Origin of the sequence: Antarctobacter albus (assembly GCF_900101505.1) — a bacterium.
Lineage (GTDB): Bacteria > Pseudomonadota > Alphaproteobacteria > Rhodobacterales > Rhodobacteraceae > Antarctobacter > Antarctobacter albus.
Window position 1 is genome coordinate 197,491 of sequence record NZ_FMZI01000001.1, and the last position, 22,091, is coordinate 219,581.

Below are 22,091 nucleotides of genomic sequence, written 5' to 3' on the forward strand. Positions count from 1 at the left end.
ATGGAAATCCTTCTGGCAATCGTGATCGGTGTCGCCTTCGGGGCGGTGCTGGACCGGATCGGGGCGACCAATCCCAACGTGATCTCGGGGATGCTGACCCTGCGGCGCATCAAGTTGATGAAGACCATCCTGCTGGCGATCGGCACCGGCTCGATCCTGATGTTCGGCGGGCAGATGCTGGGCCTTGTCGACGTGGGCCACATGAGCGTCAAGGCCGCCTATATCGGTGTCTTCATCGGTGGCTTGATGCTGGGCGCGGGCTGGGCGGCCTCGGGCTTCTGCCCCGGCACCGGCGTCTGTGCGGCGGCCACCGGGCGCCGTGACGCGCTGTTCTTCATCGCCGGGGGCCTTCTGGGCGCGGCTGCCTACATGGCGACCTACCCGGCCTGGAAGGCCAGCGGCCTGCTGAACGACATCGCGGGTGGCAAGGTCACGTTGGGCAGCGTTCCGGGGGCGTCCTACGACGGGATCTTCGCTGTCTCTGGTGACATCCTCGGCATCGTGCTGGGCTTGGTCTTCGTGCTCGTGGCCTTTGTTCTGCCGGACAACCTGACCGGCCAGAAACGGCCCGCCGAGCTGCCCGCGGAATAAACCGCCACTCACGCAGCAAAAACGCCGTCCCGGGAGACCGGGGCGGCGTTTTTTCAGTCGATCAGAACGCCTTCGGTGACAAAGACCGCGCGATAGGTTTCCGGGCTGTCGTCGAAATTCAGGGTTCCGCGCACGGTGACCTTTGTCGCCTCGGGGACGTCGGGCATGGGGCGCTTCATGCTGACCTCGAGCGAGGGACCATAACCGTTCTGACCGCAGAACGGGCAATCGGCCGGGTCCGGCACCAGCAGGAAGGTCGAGACATAGGCCTGTGCCTCGACCGGGACGTAATAGCCCGTGACCTCGAAATCCTGCGCCTGGTCGCGCAGCGCCTCGGGGATGGTCTTGGCCACCGACCACGAGGTCTCTGTCTCTGTCTCCTCGTACTCGATCGCGCTGATCAGGTCCCAGGGGTTTGCCTCGGCCGTACAGGGTGCAGCAAGGCAGAGCGTGGCGGCGTGGAAGCCGGCGATGAGATGCATCATGGTCATGGGGCGGAAGATAGGCCATGCGCCGCGCCCATGCCATGCCGATTGCGCACAAGGCCGGGGGGCTTGGCAAAGAATTGCGCGCCGCCGCCTTTCATGACCCGGTTCGCCTTGGCTATAGATTGGACAAGCTAGGAGGGTGAGGCACGGCATGAAGGCATCGGAACTGACACGGCGGCAGGCAACGCGCACAATCGACGGGTTGTCCTTTCCGGTGATCCAGAGGATCGGCGACTATCACCTCGTGGACATGACCGTTTTCGAGGATGGTTTGATCGAGGCGCCGGAACTGATGGACCTGGCCATGTTCGAGGAGGACGTTCGCAAGGGGCGGGTCCGGACCTCGATCCCCGATGGCGAACCGTTGCGCCTTGGACGGTCCGGTTTGCTGGACCTGGAACAGGGGGACTGGACGCTCACGCCCGATGCGCTGGTCGAGCGGGTCTATGGCCTGCTGGCCGAGTTGAACCCCGACCTGGACAACCTGACAGACCTGCAAGGCAGCGCCAGCCATGTCGTCGATGGGCGGTTGCGCTGGAAGCAGAACCGCACCCGCAGTGCGCCCTGGTGCGAGGCTGAGCCGGACAGCGACCATGACCGGAATCCGGGTAAGTGGCTCTGGGCCTTCGAGAGGGGCGGGGAGAGTATCGACCTGGTGCAGCTGGTTCTGTTCCGGAACGATGCGCTGACGGTCACGGGCAGCGGCGGGACGCGGTCTGTGTCACTCGATGATTTCGAGGTGGAGCTGGGACAGGGCCGATACGATTTCCCGCGTGAGGGCGACAGGGTGACGATCCGGGGGCTGGGGGCGGCAACCTGCGCCTATGCTGCGCCGGGGCCCTGTTCGGGTGAGGCGCTGATCGGAGAGTTGCGGGAAAGCGGGCGCGAACTGCGCGGCGAGCCGACGAGCTTCCATGTCTGCCGTTCGGCGGCGGATGCCTATTGGGCGGACCCCACGGAAGAAAACCTTGAAACCCTGCGGCGGACCTACGAGGCCGTACCACCCCACCTGCGCCGCTACTGCGGTGACATGGATGACAAGGACGTCCCGATCCGCAAGGTGCTGTACGGCGACAGCAGGGTCTGAGGCTTTGGTGTGGCACCCGGAATGGAGGGGTGTGGGCGGTGATCCTTTCCTGACGGAAAGGACACCTTTGCCCACCGTAACTTTCGCGATGGGACGCGAAAGTTACACCATCATCTCCTTGGTCGCGCTCAGGGTCACGTCCGGGTAGTCGCGTTCGATCCGGTCGATGTCCCATTGCAGACGCGTCAGGTAGACCACGTCACCGTCATGGTCATAGCTGATGTGCTGCTTGTTGGCGTTGATGAACTTTTCCACCGCGGCCTTTTCGCCGGTCACCCAGCGGGCCGAGGTGAACTGCGAGGCGTCGAACCGCACCGGCAGACCGTATTCCAGCTCGATCCGGCTGCCCAGCACCTCGAATTGCAGGGCGCCCACGACACCCACGACAAAACCCGAGCCGATCATGGGTTTGAAGACCTTTGCCGCGCCTTCCTCGGCGAATTGCATCAGCGCCTTTTCCAAGTGCTTTGCCTTCATCGGATCGCCCGCGCGAACGCTTTGCAGCAGTTCCGGCGCGAAGGAGGGGATGCCCGAGACCTTGAGCATCTCGCCCTCGGTCAGCGTGTCGCCGATGCGCAGCTGGCCGTGGTTGGGAATGCCGATGATGTCGCCGGCCCAGGCCTCTTCCGCCAGTTCCCGGTCAGAGGCCAGGAACAGCACGGGGTTGGAGATCGCCATCGGTTTCTTGGTGCGCACATGGGTCAGCTTCATCCCGCGGGTGAAATGCCCCGAGGCAAGCCGCACAAAGGCCACGCGGTCGCGGTGCTTGGGGTCCATGTTGGCCTGCACCTTGAAAACGAACCCGGCGACCTTCTTTTCCTCCGGCGCGATTTCGCGCGGGGTGGCCTGTTGTACCTGAGGTTCCGGCCCGTAGGTGCCGATGCCTTCCATCAGTTCCTTGACCCCGAAAGAGTTGATCGCCGATCCGAACCAGATCGGGGTCATGTGCCCTTCCAGTACCGACTGAGGGTTCAGCGCGGGCAAGAGCTCTCGCGCCATCTCGACCTCTTCGCGGAGCTGTTCCAGCAGGTTGGCGGGGATGTGTTCGTCGAGCCTGGGGTCATCCAGACCCTCCATCGCGATGCTTTCCGCCACCCTGTTGCGGTCGGCGCGGTCCATCAACTCCAGCCGGTCGTTCAGCATGTCGTAACAGCCGAGGAAATCGCGCCCCATGCCGATGGGCCAGCTGGCGGGTGTCACGTCAATAGCCAGGTTTTCCTGGATCTCGTCAATGATCTCGAAGGTGTCGCGCGCCTCGCGGTCCATCTTGTTGCAGAAGGTCAGGATCGGCAGGTCACGCAGGCGGCAGACCTCGAACAGCTTGCGGGTCTGGCTTTCGACGCCCTTGGCCCCGTCGATCACCATGACCGCCGCGTCCACCGCAGTCAGCGTGCGGTAGGTATCCTCGGAAAAGTCGCTGTGGCCGGGCGTGTCCACCAGGTTGAAGCGGAAGTTCCGCTCTTTGCTGGAAAAGTCGAAGGACATGGCCGAGGCCGAGACGGAAATGCCCCGGTCCTTTTCCATCTGCATGAAGTCCGACCGCGTGCGCCGCGCCTCGCCCTTGGCGCGCACCTGCCCGGCCATCTGGATGGCGCCGCCATACAGAAGGAATTTCTCCGTCAGGGTCGTCTTGCCGGCGTCCGGGTGCGAGATGATCGCAAAGGTCCGGCGGCGGGCGATTTCGGGCGGCAGTTGGGGGCGGTTGGTGTCCAGCATGGACGCGAATTACAGCGGATTTCCCGCAGGCACAATCCATGCTTGGACGACGCGCTGGGCATGAGTGGCGAAGGCGCGGCACGGGGGTAGGACGGACAGGGTGACGTTACGTCAATGTCGAGTGTTAACCGTATGCGCCTCAAGTTGCCGCGGTTATCCTTTCGCGTGATATGGCCATCAGGTCGCCATGTCCGTCCGGCTTTCGACTTGCGTTGGCGGGATTGCTCCCTCGAAAATCAGACGCATAGGCCAATACATGACACTCAATCCCGGCTCTCTTTATTTCACCGCCGTCATTACCGATGCCAACGCGCCTTATGCGGAATCCTTTTCATTCGTGGTGACGCAGGCCGTGGCTCCGGGTGAACAGATCCAGTTCTGGGATGCCGACACCACGCCCGCGGGTTTCACCTATACGGTTGGTGCCGGCGGCCTCAGTCCGCTGGACCGGGTCACGATCGCCGAGTTTTCAGCGACCGCCAACACCTTCACGATCCTCGAAGATCCGTCGGGCGGATCGGTTTCGGGGCTGACCCTGGGCAGTGCCGCCACCTGGACCAACAACAACGCGGAAACCCTCATGGCCGTGTCCGGCAACCAGGTGATCGCGGCGATCAACTCGCGGGACGCCTGGGACGAGAACTTCTCGGACATCGCGGCATACGGCGTCAGCCGGACCGCGATGGACACGTATCTGGCCGGCACGCCTGACCCCTCACCTGTTCTGTCGAATATCATCGGCACGCCGGCGGGGGCGGACAACTACATGTTCACCGGCACGGACCTTACCGGGCTGGACGATCCCGCAAACTGGACCGGGAACATCGACCCGGTCGACCACACGAACCCCAATGTGAACGGAACCACCTACGCGACACAGGACGCCAACATCAGTTGTTTCGCGGAGGGCACCCTGATCGCCACGCCGCAGGGCGAGGTTGCGGTTGAGACCTTGAACGCCGGTGACATGGTGCTGACCGCAGAAGGCGCAGCGGTCGAGGTTCGTTGGATCGGGCGGCAGACAGTCGTAAAACGCTTTGCCGGGGAAAAGGCGCAATTGGTTCGCATCGCATCCGGGGTGTTGGGCAATCATTCGGATCTCTGCGTGACCGGCGATCATGGCATGGTGCTGGACGGTCTGGTCATCACTTCCGCGGCGCTGGTGAACGGCGGCAGCATCGACTGGGTGCCGCTGTCCGAGACGCCCGACCGGTTCACCGTCTACCATGTCGAGACCGAGGCCCATGATGTGATCCTGGCCAATGGCGCCCCGGCAGAGAGTTTCGTCGATTATGCCACGCGGCGGCGTTTCGACAATCACGCCGAGTACCTGGATCTCTACGGCGAGGATCGAGCGATCCCCGAAAGCCCGCTGCCGCGGATAAGCGCCGCGCGCCACGTGCCGCTTGCCCTTCGGCAGAGGCTGGGGATTTCCGGGGCGGCCTGATCGGCACGATTCCGGTGAGTTCTTGCCGGTTTCGACGGGCCAGTGCGTCGTCATTGGCAGAAATGCAGTTGAAGGCTATCCTGACGGGACCATTTCAGAAGGGGGTTCTTTCATGTCGGACTCGTCGCGCATTAAATCGCGCCTGAATCGTGCGCTCTGTGCTTTCGTCTCGGTGCCGCTCAGCGCGCTGCCCGTTGCCGCTCAGGACGGCAAGCTGCCTGACCGCATTCCGGGGCGGACGCAGGGCCGCACGCAGATCCGCATCGACCGCAGCAGCAAGATCCGCGTTCCGGGCCGGACCACCATCGGCAAGCGCCTGACCACCGGCGCCAGCATCGACGGCGGCCAACTAAGAACTCCCAGTGGGATCCGGGTGAACCGGACAAGGATCGGCGACTGATCCTGCGCGCGGGCGGCGTGTGATGGGCGGCACACGGTGCCTTGTGCCGGATTATGCCCTGCCTGACGCGTTATGCGTGCCCTATTGGCGCTTCGACGTGCGCGAGGCCCTTGAGGCCGTCGCCCGTACTGCGGCGCGCCAGTGTGGCGTGATCCTGATCACACCTGATCCGGCAAGCGCCCGCGAGTTTATCGCGACAACGGAGCATCCCGACCACTTCGGCATCGTGTCTGGCGCATTCGACAGCCCCTGGCTGCGGGATCATGCGCCGATCGCCGTTGCCGAGGGGGATGGCATCTGCCTCGTGCGGCCTGCGCGGCCCGAAGGCGACCGCAAGCGCGACCACGCCCTGTTCGAGACCATCCTGCCCGGGGTGCAGGAGGTGACGTGCCATATCGTGGCGGGCGGCAACCTGGTCGGCGGGCCAGAGGGCAAGGGGTTTTCCACGACCGATGTCCTGCGTGAAAACGGGCTGGAGGACCCCGAGGTTCTGGTCGAGACCGGGCGCCAGCTTGGTCTCGAACACTGGCAGTTCCTGACGCCCTTTCCGGACGACATCAGCGCCCATGCCGATTGCATGTTGCGGTTCCTGGGGCCAGGACTTTGTGCGATCTGCGCTCGGGACGATACCCCCGAGGCGCGCGAGGTCAGTGCCGAGATGCGCGCCCGACTGGCCGAAACATGCCCGCAGGTGTCCATCCTGCCGCTGCCCTGCGTGGCGACGGACGGGTTCAACAGCCCGCTCAACTGGGTTCAGCTGGACCGTTGCCTTTTGGTGCCGGAGTTCGACCGGGCCGACCCGCTGGCCAAGACGCGGGCGGACCTGCTGCGCGAAGCCGGGTTCGAACCGGTGCCGATCCCCGCGATGACAGAGGGGCTGGGCGGTGCGCTGCACTGCCTGACCGCCTCGATCTTTGCCACTGCGCCGGAAGGGCGGTGATTTGTCTTGCCGCTGTTACATGGGCATGGCAGTGTGAACGTATAGTGAACATTTGGGAGGGTGACATGGATTTCAAGGCAATAGCACAGGAGCTCGTCGCGGGCTGCCGCGAAGGGCGCGAACTGGAAAATCTCGACAAGCTCTATGCCGCCGACGCCGTTTCGGTCGAGGCAATGACGATGCCGGGGGCCGACAGCGCCGAAACGCACGGGCTGGACGGGATCAAGGGCAAACATGCCTGGTGGTCCGAGAATTTCGAGGTGATCGAAGGGGTTGTCGACGGCCCCTATGTCCACGGCGAAGGCAGTTTCGCGGTGATCTTCGACATCAAGGCAAGGAACAAGGCCACGGGCGACGTGGACGCGATGAAGGAGGTCGCGATCTACACCGTCGCCGGCGGCCGGATCGTGCGCGAGGAATTCTACTACGCCACCGCCGCCTAACCGCCAGAGGACTTGCGCAGAACCTCGGCTGCGTCGGGGCGGGCCAATAATTGTTCTTCGACCTCCAGCGCCCGGGGATCGCTGCGGCGGTGGCCGGGCAACAGGTCGGCAACTTCGAGATCCTTGGGCAGCGCGGCGCGGGTGCGTGTATCGACCAGCATGGATTCCGCGGCGATTCCTTCGGCATAGATGATCTGATGAGTGTCAAAGAGCATCTGGTAGTAGTCCACGAAACCGCCCTTGCGCCGGGCCACGGTGTCGCCGTTCACGAGGTGGCGGGCGCGGACCAGCAATTCCGACCGGCCGGCGCCCAGGTGATCGCGGCGCTGGTAGATGAACAGGCGGTGGTCGGGCGAGACCAGCAGGTCACGGGTGTTATTCAACACGCCTTCGCGGATACAGATCGGGGCGAAGGCACCCACGGCGCGCACAGTCTGGTGACCGATCCAGCGGATCGGCTGCGGGCCGTCGTCGCGGGTCAGGATGCGGTCGCCGACCGTCAGCTGCTCGACCGCGCGCTGCGCGCCGTTGGCCAGCGTGATCATCGTCCCGGCGGTGAAGGATACGCAAGCCACCTGCGCATAGCGTTGCAGGGCGCCGTCGCAATCCACGCCGACAAGGACGTAATCCGCCCGGGCCGTCATCGGCGCCAGCGGCAGCAGGTAAACCTCTGCGGCATTGCCCTCGGCATCGGTTTCGACCAGCACCAGCGCCTCGGTCGTCTGGCCGTCGCCGGACATGAAGGTCACGCAACAATCCAGGTGCAGGTCGGCGCCGGAGGTGCCCAGGGCACTGCTGCCAGAGATTCGAAAGGGCGGCGTCGCCCCGGTTTCGACGGTCAGCGGTTTCAGCGCTGCCAGGGGCGAAAGTCGGTATATGTCGTCATGCACCAGTTCCTCGGCAAAGCCGATGGGATCGCCTAGGTTGGCACCGTTCACGACCCGCAGCGCATCGGCGCGGTAGACCTGCAGGCTTTGCGTGGCGCGGGCGGGATCGGTCTGGGGCATGGGTCTTTCACAAGGGCGATGGTCACTGGATAGACGCGGTCGGCCATTGTATGCCAGCACAATGTGTCTTCAAATAGTCCCATCTCCGGCGTTTTGTCGGCAATTGGGAAACAGGAACAGGGAGCGGAACATGGATCTGGGAATTCGCGGCAAGCGGGCGCTGGTATGCGCCTCGTCCAAGGGGCTGGGGCGCGGATGCGCCGAGGCGCTGGCAGAGGCGGGCGTCGATCTCGTGATGAACGCGCGCGGCGCCGATGCCCTTGAGGAAGCCGCCCAGGACCTGCGGGATCGCTACCAGGTCTCGATCAAGACGGTCGCGGCGGACATTGTGTCGGAAGAGGGCCGTGCACAGGTTCTTGAAGAGGCGGGCGACGTCGACATCCTGGTGACCAACGCGGGCGGCCCGCCGCCGGGCATGTGGTCCGACTGGGGGCGCGAGGATTTCATCAAGGCGCTGGACGCCAACATGCTGACACCGATCGCGCTGATGACGGCCCTGATGCCCAAGATGATCGACAAGGGGTGGGGCCGGGTCGTCAACATCACCTCTGTCTCGGTCAAGGCGCCTGTGGCGGTTCTGGGCCTGTCCAATTCGGCCCGCACCGGGCTGACCGGCTATGTCGCGGGCACCGCGCGGCAGGTGGCGCCCGACGGGGTGATCGTCAACAACCTGCTGCCGGGGTTCCATGCCACCGACCGGGCCGATGCACTGGACGGCGCGCGCGCCAAGGCGGCGGGGATCTCGATCGACGAGGCCCGCGCCGAACGCTATGCCACCGTCCCGGCGGGCCGCTACGGCACGCCGGAGGAATTCGGCAAGATGTGCGCCTTTCTCTGCTCGCAGCACTCCGGGTTCATCGTCGGCCAGAACATCCTGCTGGATGGCGGCGCCAGCAACATGACCATGTAATCACATGGCACGCGGACCGGACGGGCAGGGCGGCGGCGCGGGGTTCTCCCTCGCCGATCAGTTGTTCAACGCGGACAGCCTGCGCGACCTCGCGCGGGACTATGCTGCCCTGCCAGGATTCGATGCCGATCGTTTCCACCGGGAGGCGGTCGGCGGGCTGGACGGGCGCGGCCTGCTCGAGCGGCTGGACTGGATCGCCACCTGTGTCGAGCGGCAGTTACCCGCATCGTTTCCCGCGATGGCCGAGGCACTGGAGGCGGCCTTGCCGCCGCCCCTGGACCCGGCGCTGACCGATGACGATTTCGGCCGGTTCATCCACGCTGTTCCCGGTATCCTGGCGGTGCGGCACGGGCTAGAGGATCACCACGACCGTGCGCTGGACCTGATCTACGAGGCGACAAAGCGGTTCTCGATGGAGTTCTACATTCGCCCCTTCATCAACCGTTGGCCGGACGCGACACTGGCCCGGCTGGATTATTGGGCGGGGGACGAAAACTATCACGTCCGCCGGCTGGTCAGCGAGGGCACGCGCCCGCGTCTGCCCTGGGCCGCGAACATCACGCTGGACCCGGCGGTGCCGCTGCGGTTTCTTGACCGGCTGCACGCGGACCCCACGCGCTATGTCACGCGTTCGGTCGCCAACCACATGAACGACCTGTCGAAAGTCATGCCGGACCGGGTGGTGGCGCGACTGCGGGACTGGCAGTCGCGGGGGCGGCAGGATGCCAGGGAAATGGATTGGATCACCCGTCACGCCCTGCGCACGGCGGTCAAGCGGGGCGAGGGCCCGGCGCTGGAGCTGCTGGGCTATCGCCGCGGACATGTCCGGGCGCGGATCGATGGGCTGGCCGATTGCCTGCGCATCGGCGACACGCTGGAATTCGACGTGGTGCTGGAGGCGGACGAGGCGCTGCCGGTGCTCGTGGATTATCGCCTGCGGTTCAACCGTCCCAAGGGCACGGCGGAAAAGGTTTACAAGCTGAAAACGGCCAAGGTGACCCCGGGCAAGCCGCTGCGCCTGTCCAAGCGACACGCGCTCAAGGGAAATGCAACCACCTACACCCTGCACCCCGGCCCTCACGGGATCACCGTACAGGTCAACGGGCAGGACGTGGCCGAGGCGGCGTTCGAGCTGACGGCCTGAGCGGCTCAGGCCTGTTCCCAGCGCGCCTCCAGCACTTCCAGCGCCTTGATCCGTTCGGATGTCTTGGGGTGTGACATCAGCCATGCAGGCACGGCGCCCGCACGCGTCCTGGTCAGATCTTCCAGTTTGCCGAACAGCGATTTCTGCGGCGCCACGCCGATCCCGGCCTTGGTCAGCAGGGCAGCGGCATAGGCGTCGGCCTCGTATTCGTCAGAACGCGACAGGCGTGCCGCCAGCAGCGAGGCCAGCCCGTTGGCGATCAAGACGCCGATGCCGGGCAGGATACGTCCCAGAACCATCGCCAGGGCGGTCCGCAGCGCGTTCTGGCCGGAAAAGTCGATCATCCGGCGCCGCGTGTGCCCAAGGGCAACGTGTCCCAGTTCGTGGGCGATCACGCTGGCCAGTTCCTCGGCGCTGACCTCGCCCTGCTGGTACTTGCGATAGAAGCCGCGCGTGATGAAGATCCGCCCGTCAGGCGCCGCCAGCCCGTTGATCGGGTCGATCTCGTAGATGTTCACGCGAATGCGCGGCAGGTCAAGCGCGTCGGCCATGCGGTCGGTCAACCGCTTCAGCCGTGGGTCGGCCAGTTCCGTCGACTGGGCATCCAGCTCTTTCGCCGTGCGCCAGGCGGAAAAGCGGTAGTAGATCAGCCCGTAGGCCAGGGCGAGCAGGATCGGGGTCAGCTTCAGCATGAGGGGAATATGGGGCGGAACGCTGCCCGCGGAAAGGTGGCGTTCCCCCGTTTTCCGTGATTTGCCCCGGGTCAGCCGAAATGCTGTTCCAGCGCCCCCTTGGACAGGTCTGCCAGCTCTGCCAACGGCGCTTCGGACTTGCCAAAGCGAACCGTGTCGCCGGTAAAGCGGCCCACGGCACTGATCGGCACGCCGGCCTGGCCTGCGGCGATCATCAGCGCCTCTGCCGAGTCGAAGTTGCAGGAGACCAGGTAGCGGCCCTGGTCCTCTCCAAAGAGCGTGGCGGTGTCGTCGGTGTCGATCTGCACGCCCACGCCCGAGGCTGCGGCCATCTCGAAGGCCGCCAGCGCCAGCCCGCCATCCGAAAGGTCGGTACAGCAGCGGATCCATTCCCGGTTGGCGCGGATGAATTCTCCGGTCAACTTTTCGGCGGCCAGGTCGACCGCCGGTGCATCGCCGTCCTCGCGGTGGAACACCTCGTAAAGCAGGGCAGACTGGCCGAGGTGGCCCTTGGTCTCGCCGACCAGAAGGGCGACATGGCCGTCGCGTGCATAGTCGAGGATCGGTTCCTCATCGGCGGCGATCAGGCCCACGGCGCCGATGGTGGGCGTCGGCAGGATGCCCTGGCCATCGGTTTCGTTGTAAAGCGAGACGTTGCCCGAGACGATCGGCATGTCCAGCGCAAGGCAAGCCTGCCCGATCCCGTCCAGCGCGCCGACGAATTGCCCCATGATCTCGGGCTTTTCGGGATTGCCGAAATTCAGGTTGTCGGTGGTGGCCAGCGGCCTTGCGCCCACGGCGCAGAGGTTGCGCCAGGCCTCTGCCACTGCCTGCTTGCCGCCCTCGACCGGGTTGGCGCGGACATAGCGCGGGGTCACGTCGCTGGTGAAGGCCAGCTTCTTGTCGGTGCCGTGTACGCGGATGACACCGGCGCCAAAGCCGGGCACGCGCATGGTGTCGGCCATGACCTGGCTGTCGTATTGCTCGTAGATCCAGGACCGCGAGCAGTAGTTGGGGCTGGCAAGCAGCAGTTTCAGCGCGTCCACGGGGTCGACCTGCGGCACGTCCTCGAGGGGGGCGGGCGGCTCTGTCGGTTCCCAGGGGCGGTCGTATTCCGGGGCCGAGGACGACAGCCGCGACAGCGGCATGTCCGCCATGCACTGGCCGTTGTGCATGATCAGGAAGCGATCCTCGGGGATCGTTTCACCAACGATGGCAAAATCGAGGTCCCACTTGTCGAAGACGGCCTTGGCCTCGGCCTCTTTCGCGGGGTCCAGCACCATGAGCATCCGCTCCTGGCTTTCGGAGAGCATCATCTCGTAGGCGGTCATGTTGGTTTCGCGCTGGGGCACGTTCTCCAGGTCCAGCCGGATTCCCAGCTGGCCCTTGTCGCCCATTTCCACCGCCGAGCAGGTCAGGCCTGCCGCGCCCATGTCCTGGATCGAGATCACGGCGCCGGTCTGCATCAGCTCCAGCGTCGCTTCCATCAGGCGTTTCTCGGTGAAGGGGTCGCCGACCTGGACGGTGGGACGCTTTTCCTCGATCGACTCGTCGAACTCGGCGCTGGCCATCGTGGCACCGCCGACGCCGTCGCGGCCCGTCTTGGCGCCCAGGTAAACCACCGGGCGACCGACGCCGCTGGCGGCGGAATAGAAAATCTTGTCCGCATCGGCGAGCCCGGCCGCAAAGGCGTTCACGAGGCAGTTGCCGTTGTAGGCAGGGTGGAACCGGGCCTCGCCGCCCACGGTCGGGACGCCGAAGGCATTGCCATAGCCGCCGATCCCTTCGACCACGCCATGCACCAGTTGCCGGGTCTTGGGGTGGTCCTTTTCGCCAAAGCTGAGCGAGTTCATCGCCGCGATGGGCCGTGCGCCCATCGTGAAGACATCGCGCAGGATGCCGCCCACGCCGGTGGCCGCACCCTGGTAGGGCTCGATGTAGGAGGGGTGGTTGTGGCTTTCCATTTTGAAGACCACGGCCTGACCGTCGCCGATGTCCACAACGCCCGCGTTCTCACCCGGGCCGCAGATCACCTGCGGGCCGGTGGTCGGCAGTTTCTTGAGGTGGATCTTGGACGACTTGTAGGAACAATGTTCGTTCCACATGGCCGAGAAGATGCCCAGCTCGGTAAAGCTGGGTTCGCGATTCAGGATGCGCAGGATCTCGGCGTATTCGTCGGGCTTGATCCCGTGCGCCTCGATCAGCTCTTCGGTGATGGCCGGTTCCTGCATCGTCTGTCCCCCGTCTGCACTGTCGAGCGGTCTTTACGCGATGGCTAGACGCAGGGAAAGGGGGCGGATTGCGGCGCATGTGCGCGGAGGCGCGTTATGCTGCAGGTGCGAAGGCCACGGGATGGGCAGCCTGCGGATCTGCGCTCCAAAAGAGAACCCTTGGCGGAGCGAATTGTCATTCACTCTCCCTTGGCGTGCAATTCCGGAGTATGCCGAGATGTGAATTTTCGGCCATTTGTCAGAGCGGGTGATGAAAATGCGGGCAAATCTCACGGTCTTTCGGTAATTGACGTATGGTCAACTGTTGGTATGTGGCCCAGATCAAGCGAGTGTCGTGTCAGGCGCCACACGATATAGCGGGAAATCAGGCGTTGTCCGTCGGGCCAAAAAAAAGGCCGAGCTCAAAGCTCGGCCGAAGTCCAACAGGGAGGTATGAAGATGAACCGCGAATGAGCGTTTCATCGTTCACATGCCGAATATGTCATCGGAACTGACTCGATCAAGCCATTTTACGTCGCAGGCGCAGCATTGCCGCTATGCGTGATGCGCATACCACAGTGATTTATGCCCGTTTAGCGAGAGTTCAGTCGTCTCCCATCGCGCGAACCTGGCGGCGGTGGGCCATGATTTCTTCCTGCACGAAGTCGCGGAACGCGGCTACGCGCTTGGATTGTCTCAACTCTTCCGGGTAGGCGAGGAACACCGGCACTTCGACCGACTCGACCTCCGGCAGGACGCGTACGACATTCGGGAAATCCTCGATGATGTAATCGGGCAAGACGCCGATTCCGAGGTTCGAGATCACGGCCTGCAATACGCCGAAATAGTTGTTCACGGTCAATGTGGCCGGCAAATCGTAGGTCAGCAGCTCCTGCACCAGTGCCTTGCCCGAAGCAACCTGCGCCGAATTCGGATTCTGGCAGATCAGCCGATGCCCCTGCATGTCCTCCAGGGCCTTGGGCTCGCCATGAGCCGCAAGGTACTGCGGCGACGCGTAAAGACGCATCCGAATGCTCATCAGCCGTTTGCGGATCAGGTCGGCCTGGCTGGGTTCCTTCATGCGGATGGCCACGTCGGCCTCGCGCATGGGAAGATCCAGCACGCGTTCCTCCAGCATCAGGTCGATGTTCAGCTCGGGGTATTTCTCGTAGAGCTTGAAAAGGCGCGGTGCCAGCCAGAGGGCGCCAAAGCCATGCGTCGTGGTCACGCGCAGCTTGCCAAAGACCTCTTCCTCGCTGTCTCGGATGCGGGCGGTGGCGGCGTCGATCCGCTTGATCATCGACGAGGTCGCGTCGAACAGAAGTTCGCCCTGCTCGGTCAGGATCAGACCACGGGCGTGACGGTGGAACAGGGTGGTGTTCAGTGATTCCTCGAGCGCACGGATCTGCCGCGACACCGCCGATTGTGACAGGTGAAGCGTATCGCCCGCGTGCGTGAGGCTGCCTGCGTCAGCAACCGCGTGAAATATTCTGAGCTTATCCCAATCCATATCGCCACAGTCTTGTTTGTCTGTCTCATTATACGACAGAATGCGTTTGTTAAGGGCTTTACAGGACTAACACGTCATTTTCGCGATATTTTCCCTGTTCGGGTCATACAGTCTGACCTATATTTTACCCTGAATGCACATATCTTCTGCGTTAGGAGGCGCGCGATGAGCAAGCACCAGATTACGCTGAACGACCGGTTCGACCTGGACAAGGACAAGGTCCTGCTGAACGGGACACAGGCCCTTGTCCGGCTGATGCTGACCCAGAAGGCCCGCGACCGGGCCGCAGGACTGAACACCGCCGGTTTTGTCACGGGCTACAGGGGGTCCCCGCTGGGCGCGGTCGACATGCAGATGCGCCGGGCCGAGAAATACCTGCGTGCCGCCGATGTGAAGTTCGAGGAAGGGCTGAACGAGGACCTGGCTGCCACCGCGCTCTGGGGTAGCCAACAGGCGGAGCTGCGCGGCGAGGGCAAATTCGACGGGGTCTTTGGCCTCTGGTACGGCAAGGGGCCGGGCGTCGACCGGTCCGGCGATGCCATGCGCCACGCCAACATGGCGGGCACATCGAAACATGGCGGCGTGCTGATGGCGATGGGTGACGACCACACCGGCGAATCCTCGACCGTGCTGCACCAGTCCGAATGGGCGCTGGTGGATGCCTACATGCCGGTCGTGTCGCCCGCCGGCGTGCAGGAGATCCTGGACTACGGCCTGTATGGCTATGCGCTGTCGCGCTTTTCCGGCCTCTGGGTCGGTCTGAAGACGATGAAGGACACGATCGAGGCGACAGCCGTGGTCGATGGTCGCCCCGACCGGGTGCAACTGGTCACGCCTGACTTCGACATGCCCGAGGGCGGGTTGAACATCCGCCTTCAGGACACGCCGCACGCGCAAGAGGCGCGGATGATCGACTACAAACGCTTTGCCGCCGAGGCGTTCTCGCGCGCCAACGGCATGGACAAGCGGGTCTGGGGCAAGCCGGGGGCCAAGATCGGCCTGGTGGCGGCGGGCAAGAACTGGCTCGACCTGCAACATGCCATGTCGCTGCTGGGCATCGACGAGGGTGAGGCCGAACGCCTGGGGATCACGACCTACAAGGTCGGGCAGGTCTTTCCGCTGGACATGCAGGGGTTCTACGACTGGGCCGAGGGGCTCGACCTGATCGTGGTCATCGAGGAAAAGCGCAAGCTGATCGAGGTGCAGATCAAGGAGGCGCTGTTCGACAACCGCCAGGGCCGCCGCGTCTATGGCTGGTACAAGGGCGGGGCAGGCGGCATGCACCGCGATGAGCTGTTCCCGACCCGTGGCGCGCTGGACCCGACATGGATCGCGCGCAAGCTGGGCGAAATTTTCGTCGAGGAAGGCCGGGGCACCGACCGGATCAAGGCCGGGCTGACGCAGATCGAAGAAGCGGCACGCGCCGACAACCTGCCCGAGATCGCCGCCCGTCTCCCCTATTTCTGCGCCGGTTGCCCGCACAATTCATCGACCAAGGTGCCCGAGGGCAGCCGCGCCTATGCCGGCATCGGCTGTCACTACATGGTACAGTGGATGGACCGCGAGACGCTGGGCTTTACCCACATGGGGGCAGAGGGCGCGAACTGGATTGGCGAGGCGCCGTTTTCGAAACGCGGCCATGTGTTCCAGAACCTCGGTGACGGCACCTACAATCACTCGGGTGTGCAGGCGATCCGCGCCGCTTTGGCGGCTGGCACAAACATCACCTACAAGATCCTGTTCAACGACGCGGTCGCCATGACCGGCGGGCAAAAGAACGAGGGCGGGCTGACGCCACAGCGCATCGCCGCCGAGGTCAAGGCGATGGGTGTCGAAGCCGTCGCCGTGGTCTACGATGAAAAGGAAGAGGTGAACCCTGCCTCTTTCCCGGACGGCGTGCAGACCTTTGAACGCGCCGAGCTGGAGACCGTGCAGAAGCGCATGGCCCAGACAGAGGGCGTTTCCGCCATCATCTATGTCCAGACCTGCGCCGCCGAGAAACGTCGCCGCCGCAAACGCGGCAATTTCCCCGATCCCGATCAGCGCGTCTTCATCAATACCGATGTCTGCGAGGGTTGCGGCGATTGCGGGGTACAGTCGAACTGTGTCGCCATCACGCCCAAGGAAACCGAACTGGGCCGCAAGCGCGAGATCGACCAGAGCGCCTGCAACAAGGACTTTTCCTGCCTCAAGGGGTTCTGTCCCTCCTTCGTGACCCTCGAAGGCGCGCAGGTGAAGAAATCCGCAACCACGGAACTGCACCTGCCCGACATGCCCGCGCCGCAGATTCCCGGGATCGACGGCACGCATAACGTCGTCATCACCGGCGTCGGCGGCACAGGTGTGGTGACCATCGGCGCGGTGCTGGCGCAAGCGGCGCAGATCGATGGCAAGGGCGCGGCCATGATGGAGATGGCGGGCCTCGCGCAGAAGGGCGGGGCCGTCCATATCCACCTGCGGCTGGCCGAAACCCCCGAAGACATCAGCGCCGTACGCGTCGCCACCGGCGAGGCTCATGCGCTGATCGGTGGTGACCTCGTTGTCTCTGCCGGGTCCAAGACTCTTGGCCTGACCCGCACCGGCCAGACCGGCGCCGTGGTCAACAGCCATGAAATCATCACCGGCGACTTCACCCGTGACACGGAATTCACCCTGCCCACCGACCAGTTGCGGCTCGCGCTCGAGGCGCGGCTTCAGGACCGTGTAGCCTTTTTCGATGCCTCGGAGCTGGCCCGCGCAACGCTGGGTGACTCGATCTTTTCCAACATGATGATCCTGGGCGCCGCCTGGCAGCAGGGGCTGATCCCGCTGGGTCATGACGCCATCGCCGAGGCTGTGGAGCTGAACGGTGCCGCGGTGGACAAGAACCTGCGCGCCTTCGAGATCGGCCGTTGGGCGGTGCTGTACCCGCAAGAGGCGCGGGATCTGCTGACGCCCAAGGTGGTGGCGAAACCCAAAAGCCTCGAGGAAAAGATTGCCTTCCGCGCCGACCACCTGGTGGAATACCAGGGCAAGGGGCTGGCGAAGCGCTATCGCAAGCTGGTCGATCCCATCGAGGACAAGCGTCTGAAAGAGGCCGTCGCCAAGGGGTATCACAAGCTACTTGCCTACAAGGACGAATACGAGGTCGCCCGCCTGCTGCTGGAGACCCGCGACAAGGCTGCGGGCACCTTCGGCGGCGACTTCAAGATGACCTTCCACCTTGCGCCGCCGATCCTATCGAAAACCGGTGCCGATGGCCGCCCGGTGAAAAAGACCTTTGGCGAAGGGATGCTGCGCTGGTTCCGCCTGCTGGCCCGCTTGAAGGGCCTGCGCGGCACGCCGCTGGACATTTTCGGCCGCAGCGAAGAACGCCGCATGGAACGCGCGTTGATCAAGCAGTACGAGGCCGACATGGCCGAGTGGCTGCCCAAGGCACGCCCTGAAACAATGGATGCGCTGGTTGCCCTGGCCGAATTGCCTCTGCAAATCCGCGGTTTCGGTCCGGTCAAGGCTGGCAACGAGGCCAAGGCCGCCAAGCGGCGCGAAGAGCTGCTTTCGGTCCTACGGCAAGGCGGAAGCCCCTTGAAGGAGGCGGCGGAGTAAGGGAAAAGGCGCCCGCGCCGGGTCACGAAAGCTTCATCGGAATGTCACATATTCTGGTCACAAGGGTCGAACGACAGTAAAATGGCGCACGACACCAAGAAGGACCCGTTGCCGATGCCGAACCGGCGTCAGATCGCCCGTGACATCTCGTACAGCTATTCGGCCAGTACCCGGGGCGGGCGTGCCATGATCCGGCTGATGGAAAATGCCACGGGCCGGATCGGTCTGATCCGACGGGCCGAAGGCTATGAACATGAGGTCGCGCAGGGGCGGGATTTCTGGCAGGTCATGGTCGAACGCTATGGCCTGGGCCTCGAGGTGGTCGGCGGCAGCCTGGACAACCTGCCCAAGGACGGGCCGCTGATCGTCATTGCCAACCATCCCTACGGCATTCTCGACGGGCTGATGCTGGGCCATATCCTGTCCGTCGTGCGGGGCGATTTCCGTATTCTGGCGCACAAGATCTTTCGCAAGGCCGAAGAACTGGACCGGATCGTGTTGCCCGTCAGTTTCGAAGAGACGAAGGAAGCGGTGCAGCAGAACCTGGCGACCCGGAAAGAGGCGCTCGACTATCTCGCGAGTGGCGGATGCATCGGCATCTTTCCCGGCGGCACCGTGGCGACGGCGGGCAAGCCCTTTGGCCGCCCGATGGACCCGGGCTGGCGGACCTTTACGGCCCGGATGATCGCCAAGTCCAACGCGACCGTGGTTCCGATCTATTTCGACGGCCACACCTCGCGCCTGTTCCAGCTGGCCAGCCACCTGCACACGACGTTGCGCATGGGGCTGTTGATCAAGGAATTCCGCAAACGCGTGGACACGCCCGTGCGCGTCGCCATCGGGGAGGCGATCCCGAGGGCGGAAATCGACGCAAGGGCCAAGGATGCGCGCGCGATGATGGATTTCCTGCGAAAAGCCACTTATGAGCTGTCTCCGACTCCCCTGGCGTCCTACGACTACGGGTTCGAGTTCGAAGAGAAACACAAGGAAAAGCCGAAGGCGCGCCACTGACAAGACGCGCCGCAGGGCAGGCGGGAGCGCGAGAGCATGGCGGTAGGGATCTTCGACAGCGGCCTCGGTGGGCTGACGGTGCTGGATGCGGTATCGAAACGCCTGCCGGATGTGCCCTTTGTCTATTTCGGTGACAACAAGCACGCGCCCTATGGTGTGCGCGATGCCGACGATGTCTACAACCTGACCTGCGCGGCAACGGAACGGTTGTGGGACGCGGGCTGTGACCTGGTGATCCTGGCCTGCAACACCGCCTCTGCGGCGGCGCTGCGCCGGATGCAGGAAAGCTGGATTCCCCGCGACAAGCGCGTTCTGGGCGTCTTTGTCCCGCTGATCGAGGCGCTGACCGAACGCCAGTGGGGCGACAATTCCCCCCCACGCGAAGTGGCTGTCAAACATGTCGCGCTTTTTGCCACGCCGGCGACCGTGCGCAGCCGGGCCTTTCAGCGCGAACTGGCCTTCCGCGCCATCGGCGTCGATGTCGAGGCGCAGGCCTGCGGCGGTCTCGTCGATGCCATCGAGGAAGGCGACATGATCCTGGCCGAGGCGCTGGTGCACAGCCATGTCGATGCGCTGAAACGCAAGATGCCGGCCCCGGAGGCGGCGATCCTGGGCTGCACGCATTATCCGCTGATGCAGGACATCTTCCAGGAGGCGCTGGGACCGGATGTGTCGGTCTATTCGCAGGCCAATCTCGTGGCGGAATCGCTGTCGGACTACCTGGAGCGACATCCGGACATGATGGGCCCGGGCACGGAAAGCGGTTTCCTGACCACGGGCAACCCGCTGAAGGTCTCGCAGAACGCAACACAGTTCCTGCGCCGCAAGATTTCTTTCGACGCGGCCTGAATGGTGGCGCAGTCCGGTCCGGGGCTATTCTGACGTGCCGGGCCGTTCGCCCACGTCGCCGGACCACCAGGCGCGCTTGATCCCCTGGTAGACGGTGATTTCCTGGCCAGGCTGATAGGGGCTCAACTGGTGTTCCTTGTACGCCAGGCTTTCACCGTGGCGCCCGTTTTGCTCTTCCCAGGTCAGTCGATAGCGATAGCGGTTGTTGACGCGGTAATTGGTGCGCTTGGTGCCCGTCACCCGCGCGGTCTCGCGCGTGCCGTAGCGCCTGGCGCGCACGGCGGCCACGGCCTTTCGTCCGGGAAACCACATGGCCAGCAGGGCCGCGACGCCAAAGATCAGCGCAATCCAGCGCGTGATGACCGAGGCAGTCCGATTTTCACCTCGGCGCAGCTCGGTCGTGTCGGGAGCGCTTTCAAGATACCAGATCGGCACGCGGTCGCCGATGTCACTGTTGCGATAGAGGCTGGAACCGACCGAGCGGGTTAGGTTGATCGTCTCACCCCTGTTGGTCTCGAAGCGGAGCTGGAAGTAATAGGTGACTTCGCGATCGCCGTCGCTGTCGGTGGTGACGCGCTGGTACTTGTCCAGAAGGTCGGCGGCGGTCTCGCGCCCCTCGGCGTCAAAGCGATGCGCGAGGTTCAACGAGATGTGGCTGATGAAGGTCAGGATCGAGAGGATCAGAACGAAAATCAGCGTGAGCCATCCGCCCATTCGCCAGAACAACCGCCAGAGCGGTACGGGTCTGTCACCTGCCACTTGTGCCATGTCGGCATATTGGCGGCGACCGCGCCGGGGATCAACCGTGCAAGCGCCGGTTTTCTCCATTGATTACAGGGGAGGGGGCGGCTATAGCCTTTGATCAGAGGAGCCCTGTCATGACCGCCTTTCACGCCCTGCGCCTGCGACGATGACCCGCCAGCCGTCCCCTTCGGCGGCGCCTTTCTCCTTTATTTCCCGCATTTCGCGCGGTGCGACCCGTGCGCCCCAATCTGCAGGTGACCTGACATGACCCATTCCATCGCCATCATCGGTGCCTCCGGCTACACCGGGGCCGAGCTGATCCGGCTGCTCGCCACCCACCCCTCGTTCGAGATCAAGGCACTGGCTGCCAATTCCAAGGCCGGCCAAAGCCTTGCCCAGGTCTTTCCGCACCTGCGCCACCTGGACCTGCCGGATCTCGTGACCTGGGAGCAGATCGACTTTGCCGGGATCGACCTCTGTTTCTGCGCCCTGCCGCACAAGACCAGCCAGGAGGTGATCTCGCAATTGCCGAAATCGGTGAAGATCGTCGACCTCTCGGCGGACTTCCGGCTGCGCGATCCGGCGGACTACGAGAAATGGTACGGCAATGCGCATGTGGCCGTGGAGACGCAGGCCGAGGCGGTCTATGGTCTGACCGAGTTCTACCGCGACCAGATCAAGGGCGCGCGGCTGGTGGCGGGCACGGGCTGCAACGCGGCAACCGGGCAATACATCCTGCGGCCACTGATCTCGGGCGGGTTGATCGACCTCGACGAGATCATCCTGGACCTGCAATGCGGCGTCAGCGGTGCGGGACGGTCGCTGAAGGAAAACCTGCTGCACGCGGAGCTGTCGGAGGGCACAAATGCCTATGCGGTCGGCGGGACGCATCGTCACCTGGGCGAGTTCGACCAGGAGTTCAGCGCCCTGGCGGGCCGCCCGGTCGAGATCCAGTTCACCCCGCACCTTGGCCCGTTCAACCGGGGCATCCTGGCGACCGCCTACCTGAAAGGCGATCCGCAGGCGATCCATGCCGCGTTGACCACGGCCTATGCGGATGAACCCTTTGTCGAGGTGCTGCCCTTTGGCGAGACCCCTTCGACCCACCATGTGCGCGGTTCGAACTTTTGCCATCTCGGGGTCAGCGGCGACCGGCGTCCGGGGAGGGCCATTGTCGTGGCCGCGCTGGACAATCTGTGCAAGGGCAGTTCGGGGCAGGCGTTGCAGAACGCCAACCTGATGCTGGGCGAGGCGGAAACCGCCGGGTTGATGCTGGCGCCCTGTTTCCCCTGATCCAGCGGAGCGCGCTGGCCGCGC

19 protein-coding genes are annotated in these 22,091 nt (G+C 64.2%); 12 read left to right on the forward strand and 7 right to left on the reverse strand.

Annotated features, from left to right (window positions below; genetic code table 11):
• Positions 1-591: a YeeE/YedE thiosulfate transporter family protein gene (locus BLQ71_RS00975; protein WP_074620390.1), complete on the forward strand. Its 591-nt coding sequence runs from the start codon at positions 1-3 to the stop codon at positions 589-591.
• 53 nt (positions 592-644) lie between these two features.
• Here BLQ71_RS00975 and BLQ71_RS00980 read toward each other — a convergent pair whose 3' ends face one another.
• Positions 645-1,076, reverse strand: coding sequence for a hypothetical protein (locus BLQ71_RS00980; protein WP_133065636.1), 432 nt, complete (start codon positions 1,074-1,076; stop codon positions 645-647).
• Between the two features lie 154 nt (positions 1,077-1,230).
• Between BLQ71_RS00980 and BLQ71_RS00985 the strand changes: the two genes are divergently transcribed.
• The gene (locus BLQ71_RS00985; protein WP_074620391.1) at positions 1,231-2,166 is read left to right on the forward strand and encodes a DUF7638 domain-containing protein; all 936 of its coding nucleotides are present in this window, start codon (positions 1,231-1,233) and stop codon (positions 2,164-2,166) included.
• 102 nt (positions 2,167-2,268) lie between these two features.
• Here BLQ71_RS00985 and BLQ71_RS00990 read toward each other — a convergent pair whose 3' ends face one another.
• Positions 2,269-3,882: a peptide chain release factor 3 gene (locus BLQ71_RS00990; protein ID WP_074620392.1), complete on the reverse strand. Its 1,614-nt coding sequence runs from the start codon at positions 3,880-3,882 to the stop codon at positions 2,269-2,271.
• Positions 3,883-4,138: 256 nt separating this feature from the next.
• On the opposite strand from BLQ71_RS00990, the gene BLQ71_RS00995 reads away from it, so the two are divergent.
• The 4 genes from BLQ71_RS00995 (at position 4,139) to BLQ71_RS01010 (ending at position 7,112) form a co-directional block, all read left to right on the forward strand.
• Entirely contained in the window at positions 4,139-5,329 is a 1,191-nt protein-coding gene (locus BLQ71_RS00995; RefSeq protein WP_074620393.1) for a Hint domain-containing protein, read from the forward strand.
• Positions 5,330-5,441: 112 nt separating this feature from the next.
• A complete protein-coding gene (locus tag BLQ71_RS01000; RefSeq protein WP_074620394.1) occupies positions 5,442-5,729 on the forward strand; it encodes a hypothetical protein in 288 nt (95 codons plus the stop codon).
• Between the two features lie 22 nt (positions 5,730-5,751).
• The gene (locus BLQ71_RS01005) at positions 5,752-6,669 is read left to right on the forward strand and encodes an agmatine deiminase family protein (RefSeq protein WP_074620395.1); all 918 of its coding nucleotides are present in this window, start codon (positions 5,752-5,754) and stop codon (positions 6,667-6,669) included.
• 65 nt (positions 6,670-6,734) lie between these two features.
• The gene (locus BLQ71_RS01010; protein WP_074620396.1) at positions 6,735-7,112 is read left to right on the forward strand and encodes a nuclear transport factor 2 family protein; all 378 of its coding nucleotides are present in this window, start codon (positions 6,735-6,737) and stop codon (positions 7,110-7,112) included.
• Here BLQ71_RS01010 and BLQ71_RS01015 read toward each other — a convergent pair.
• Positions 7,109-8,119, reverse strand: a complete 1,011-nt coding sequence (locus BLQ71_RS01015; RefSeq protein ID WP_074620397.1) for a Hint domain-containing protein — start codon at positions 8,117-8,119, stop codon at positions 7,109-7,111. The two genes, BLQ71_RS01010 and BLQ71_RS01015, sit on opposite strands and share 4 nt — an antisense overlap.
• A 130-nt stretch (positions 8,120-8,249) precedes the next feature.
• On the opposite strand from BLQ71_RS01015, the gene BLQ71_RS01020 reads away from it, so the two are divergent.
• Entirely contained in the window at positions 8,250-9,029 is a 780-nt protein-coding gene (locus BLQ71_RS01020; protein ID WP_069211474.1) for an SDR family oxidoreductase, read from the forward strand.
• Positions 9,030-9,033: 4 nt separating this feature from the next.
• Positions 9,034-10,173: a YhaZ family DNA alkylation repair protein gene (locus BLQ71_RS01025; protein ID WP_074620398.1), complete on the forward strand. Its 1,140-nt coding sequence runs from the start codon at positions 9,034-9,036 to the stop codon at positions 10,171-10,173.
• Positions 10,174-10,178: 5 nt separating this feature from the next.
• Here the strand turns inward: BLQ71_RS01025 and BLQ71_RS01030 are convergent, their stop codons facing one another.
• The 3 genes from BLQ71_RS01030 to BLQ71_RS01040 all read right to left on the reverse strand — a co-directional run bounded on the left by BLQ71_RS01030 (position 10,179) and on the right by BLQ71_RS01040 (position 14,585).
• On the reverse strand, positions 10,179-10,865 hold the full coding sequence (locus BLQ71_RS01030; protein ID WP_074620399.1) for a M48 family metalloprotease: 687 nt from the start codon (positions 10,863-10,865) through the stop codon (positions 10,179-10,181).
• 71 nt (positions 10,866-10,936) lie between these two features.
• The gene (purL, locus tag BLQ71_RS01035; protein WP_074620400.1) at positions 10,937-13,096 is read right to left on the reverse strand and encodes a phosphoribosylformylglycinamidine synthase subunit PurL; all 2,160 of its coding nucleotides are present in this window, start codon (positions 13,094-13,096) and stop codon (positions 10,937-10,939) included.
• 583 nt (positions 13,097-13,679) lie between these two features.
• Positions 13,680-14,585 (reverse strand): LysR family transcriptional regulator, encoded by a 906-nt coding sequence (locus tag BLQ71_RS01040; RefSeq protein WP_043139620.1) that lies wholly within the window; start codon positions 14,583-14,585, stop codon positions 13,680-13,682.
• Positions 14,586-14,750: 165 nt separating this feature from the next.
• Here BLQ71_RS01040 and BLQ71_RS01045 point away from each other — a divergent pair, with 165 nt between their 5' ends.
• From BLQ71_RS01045 to murI, 3 genes are all read left to right on the forward strand, one after another.
• The gene (locus BLQ71_RS01045) at positions 14,751-18,170 is read left to right on the forward strand and encodes an indolepyruvate ferredoxin oxidoreductase family protein (protein ID WP_074620401.1); all 3,420 of its coding nucleotides are present in this window, start codon (positions 14,751-14,753) and stop codon (positions 18,168-18,170) included.
• A 114-nt stretch (positions 18,171-18,284) separates the two neighbouring features.
• Positions 18,285-19,181 (forward strand): lysophospholipid acyltransferase family protein, encoded by an 897-nt coding sequence (locus BLQ71_RS01050; protein WP_043140023.1) that lies wholly within the window; start codon positions 18,285-18,287, stop codon positions 19,179-19,181.
• A 36-nt stretch (positions 19,182-19,217) separates the two neighbouring features.
• Complete coding sequence (gene murI / locus BLQ71_RS01055) at positions 19,218-20,030, forward strand: glutamate racemase (protein ID WP_043139615.1); 813 nt, start codon at positions 19,218-19,220, stop codon at positions 20,028-20,030.
• Positions 20,031-20,054: 24 nt separating this feature from the next.
• On the opposite strand, the gene BLQ71_RS01060 is transcribed toward murI, so the two are convergent.
• The gene (locus BLQ71_RS01060; RefSeq protein WP_074620402.1) at positions 20,055-20,744 is read right to left on the reverse strand and encodes a DUF3592 domain-containing protein; all 690 of its coding nucleotides are present in this window, start codon (positions 20,742-20,744) and stop codon (positions 20,055-20,057) included.
• A 294-nt stretch (positions 20,745-21,038) separates the two neighbouring features.
• On the opposite strand from BLQ71_RS01060, the gene argC reads away from it, so the two are divergent.
• Positions 21,039-22,067, forward strand: a complete 1,029-nt coding sequence (gene argC, locus BLQ71_RS01065; protein WP_074620403.1) for an N-acetyl-gamma-glutamyl-phosphate reductase — start codon at positions 21,039-21,041, stop codon at positions 22,065-22,067.
• Positions 22,068-22,091: the final 24 nt, after the last annotated feature.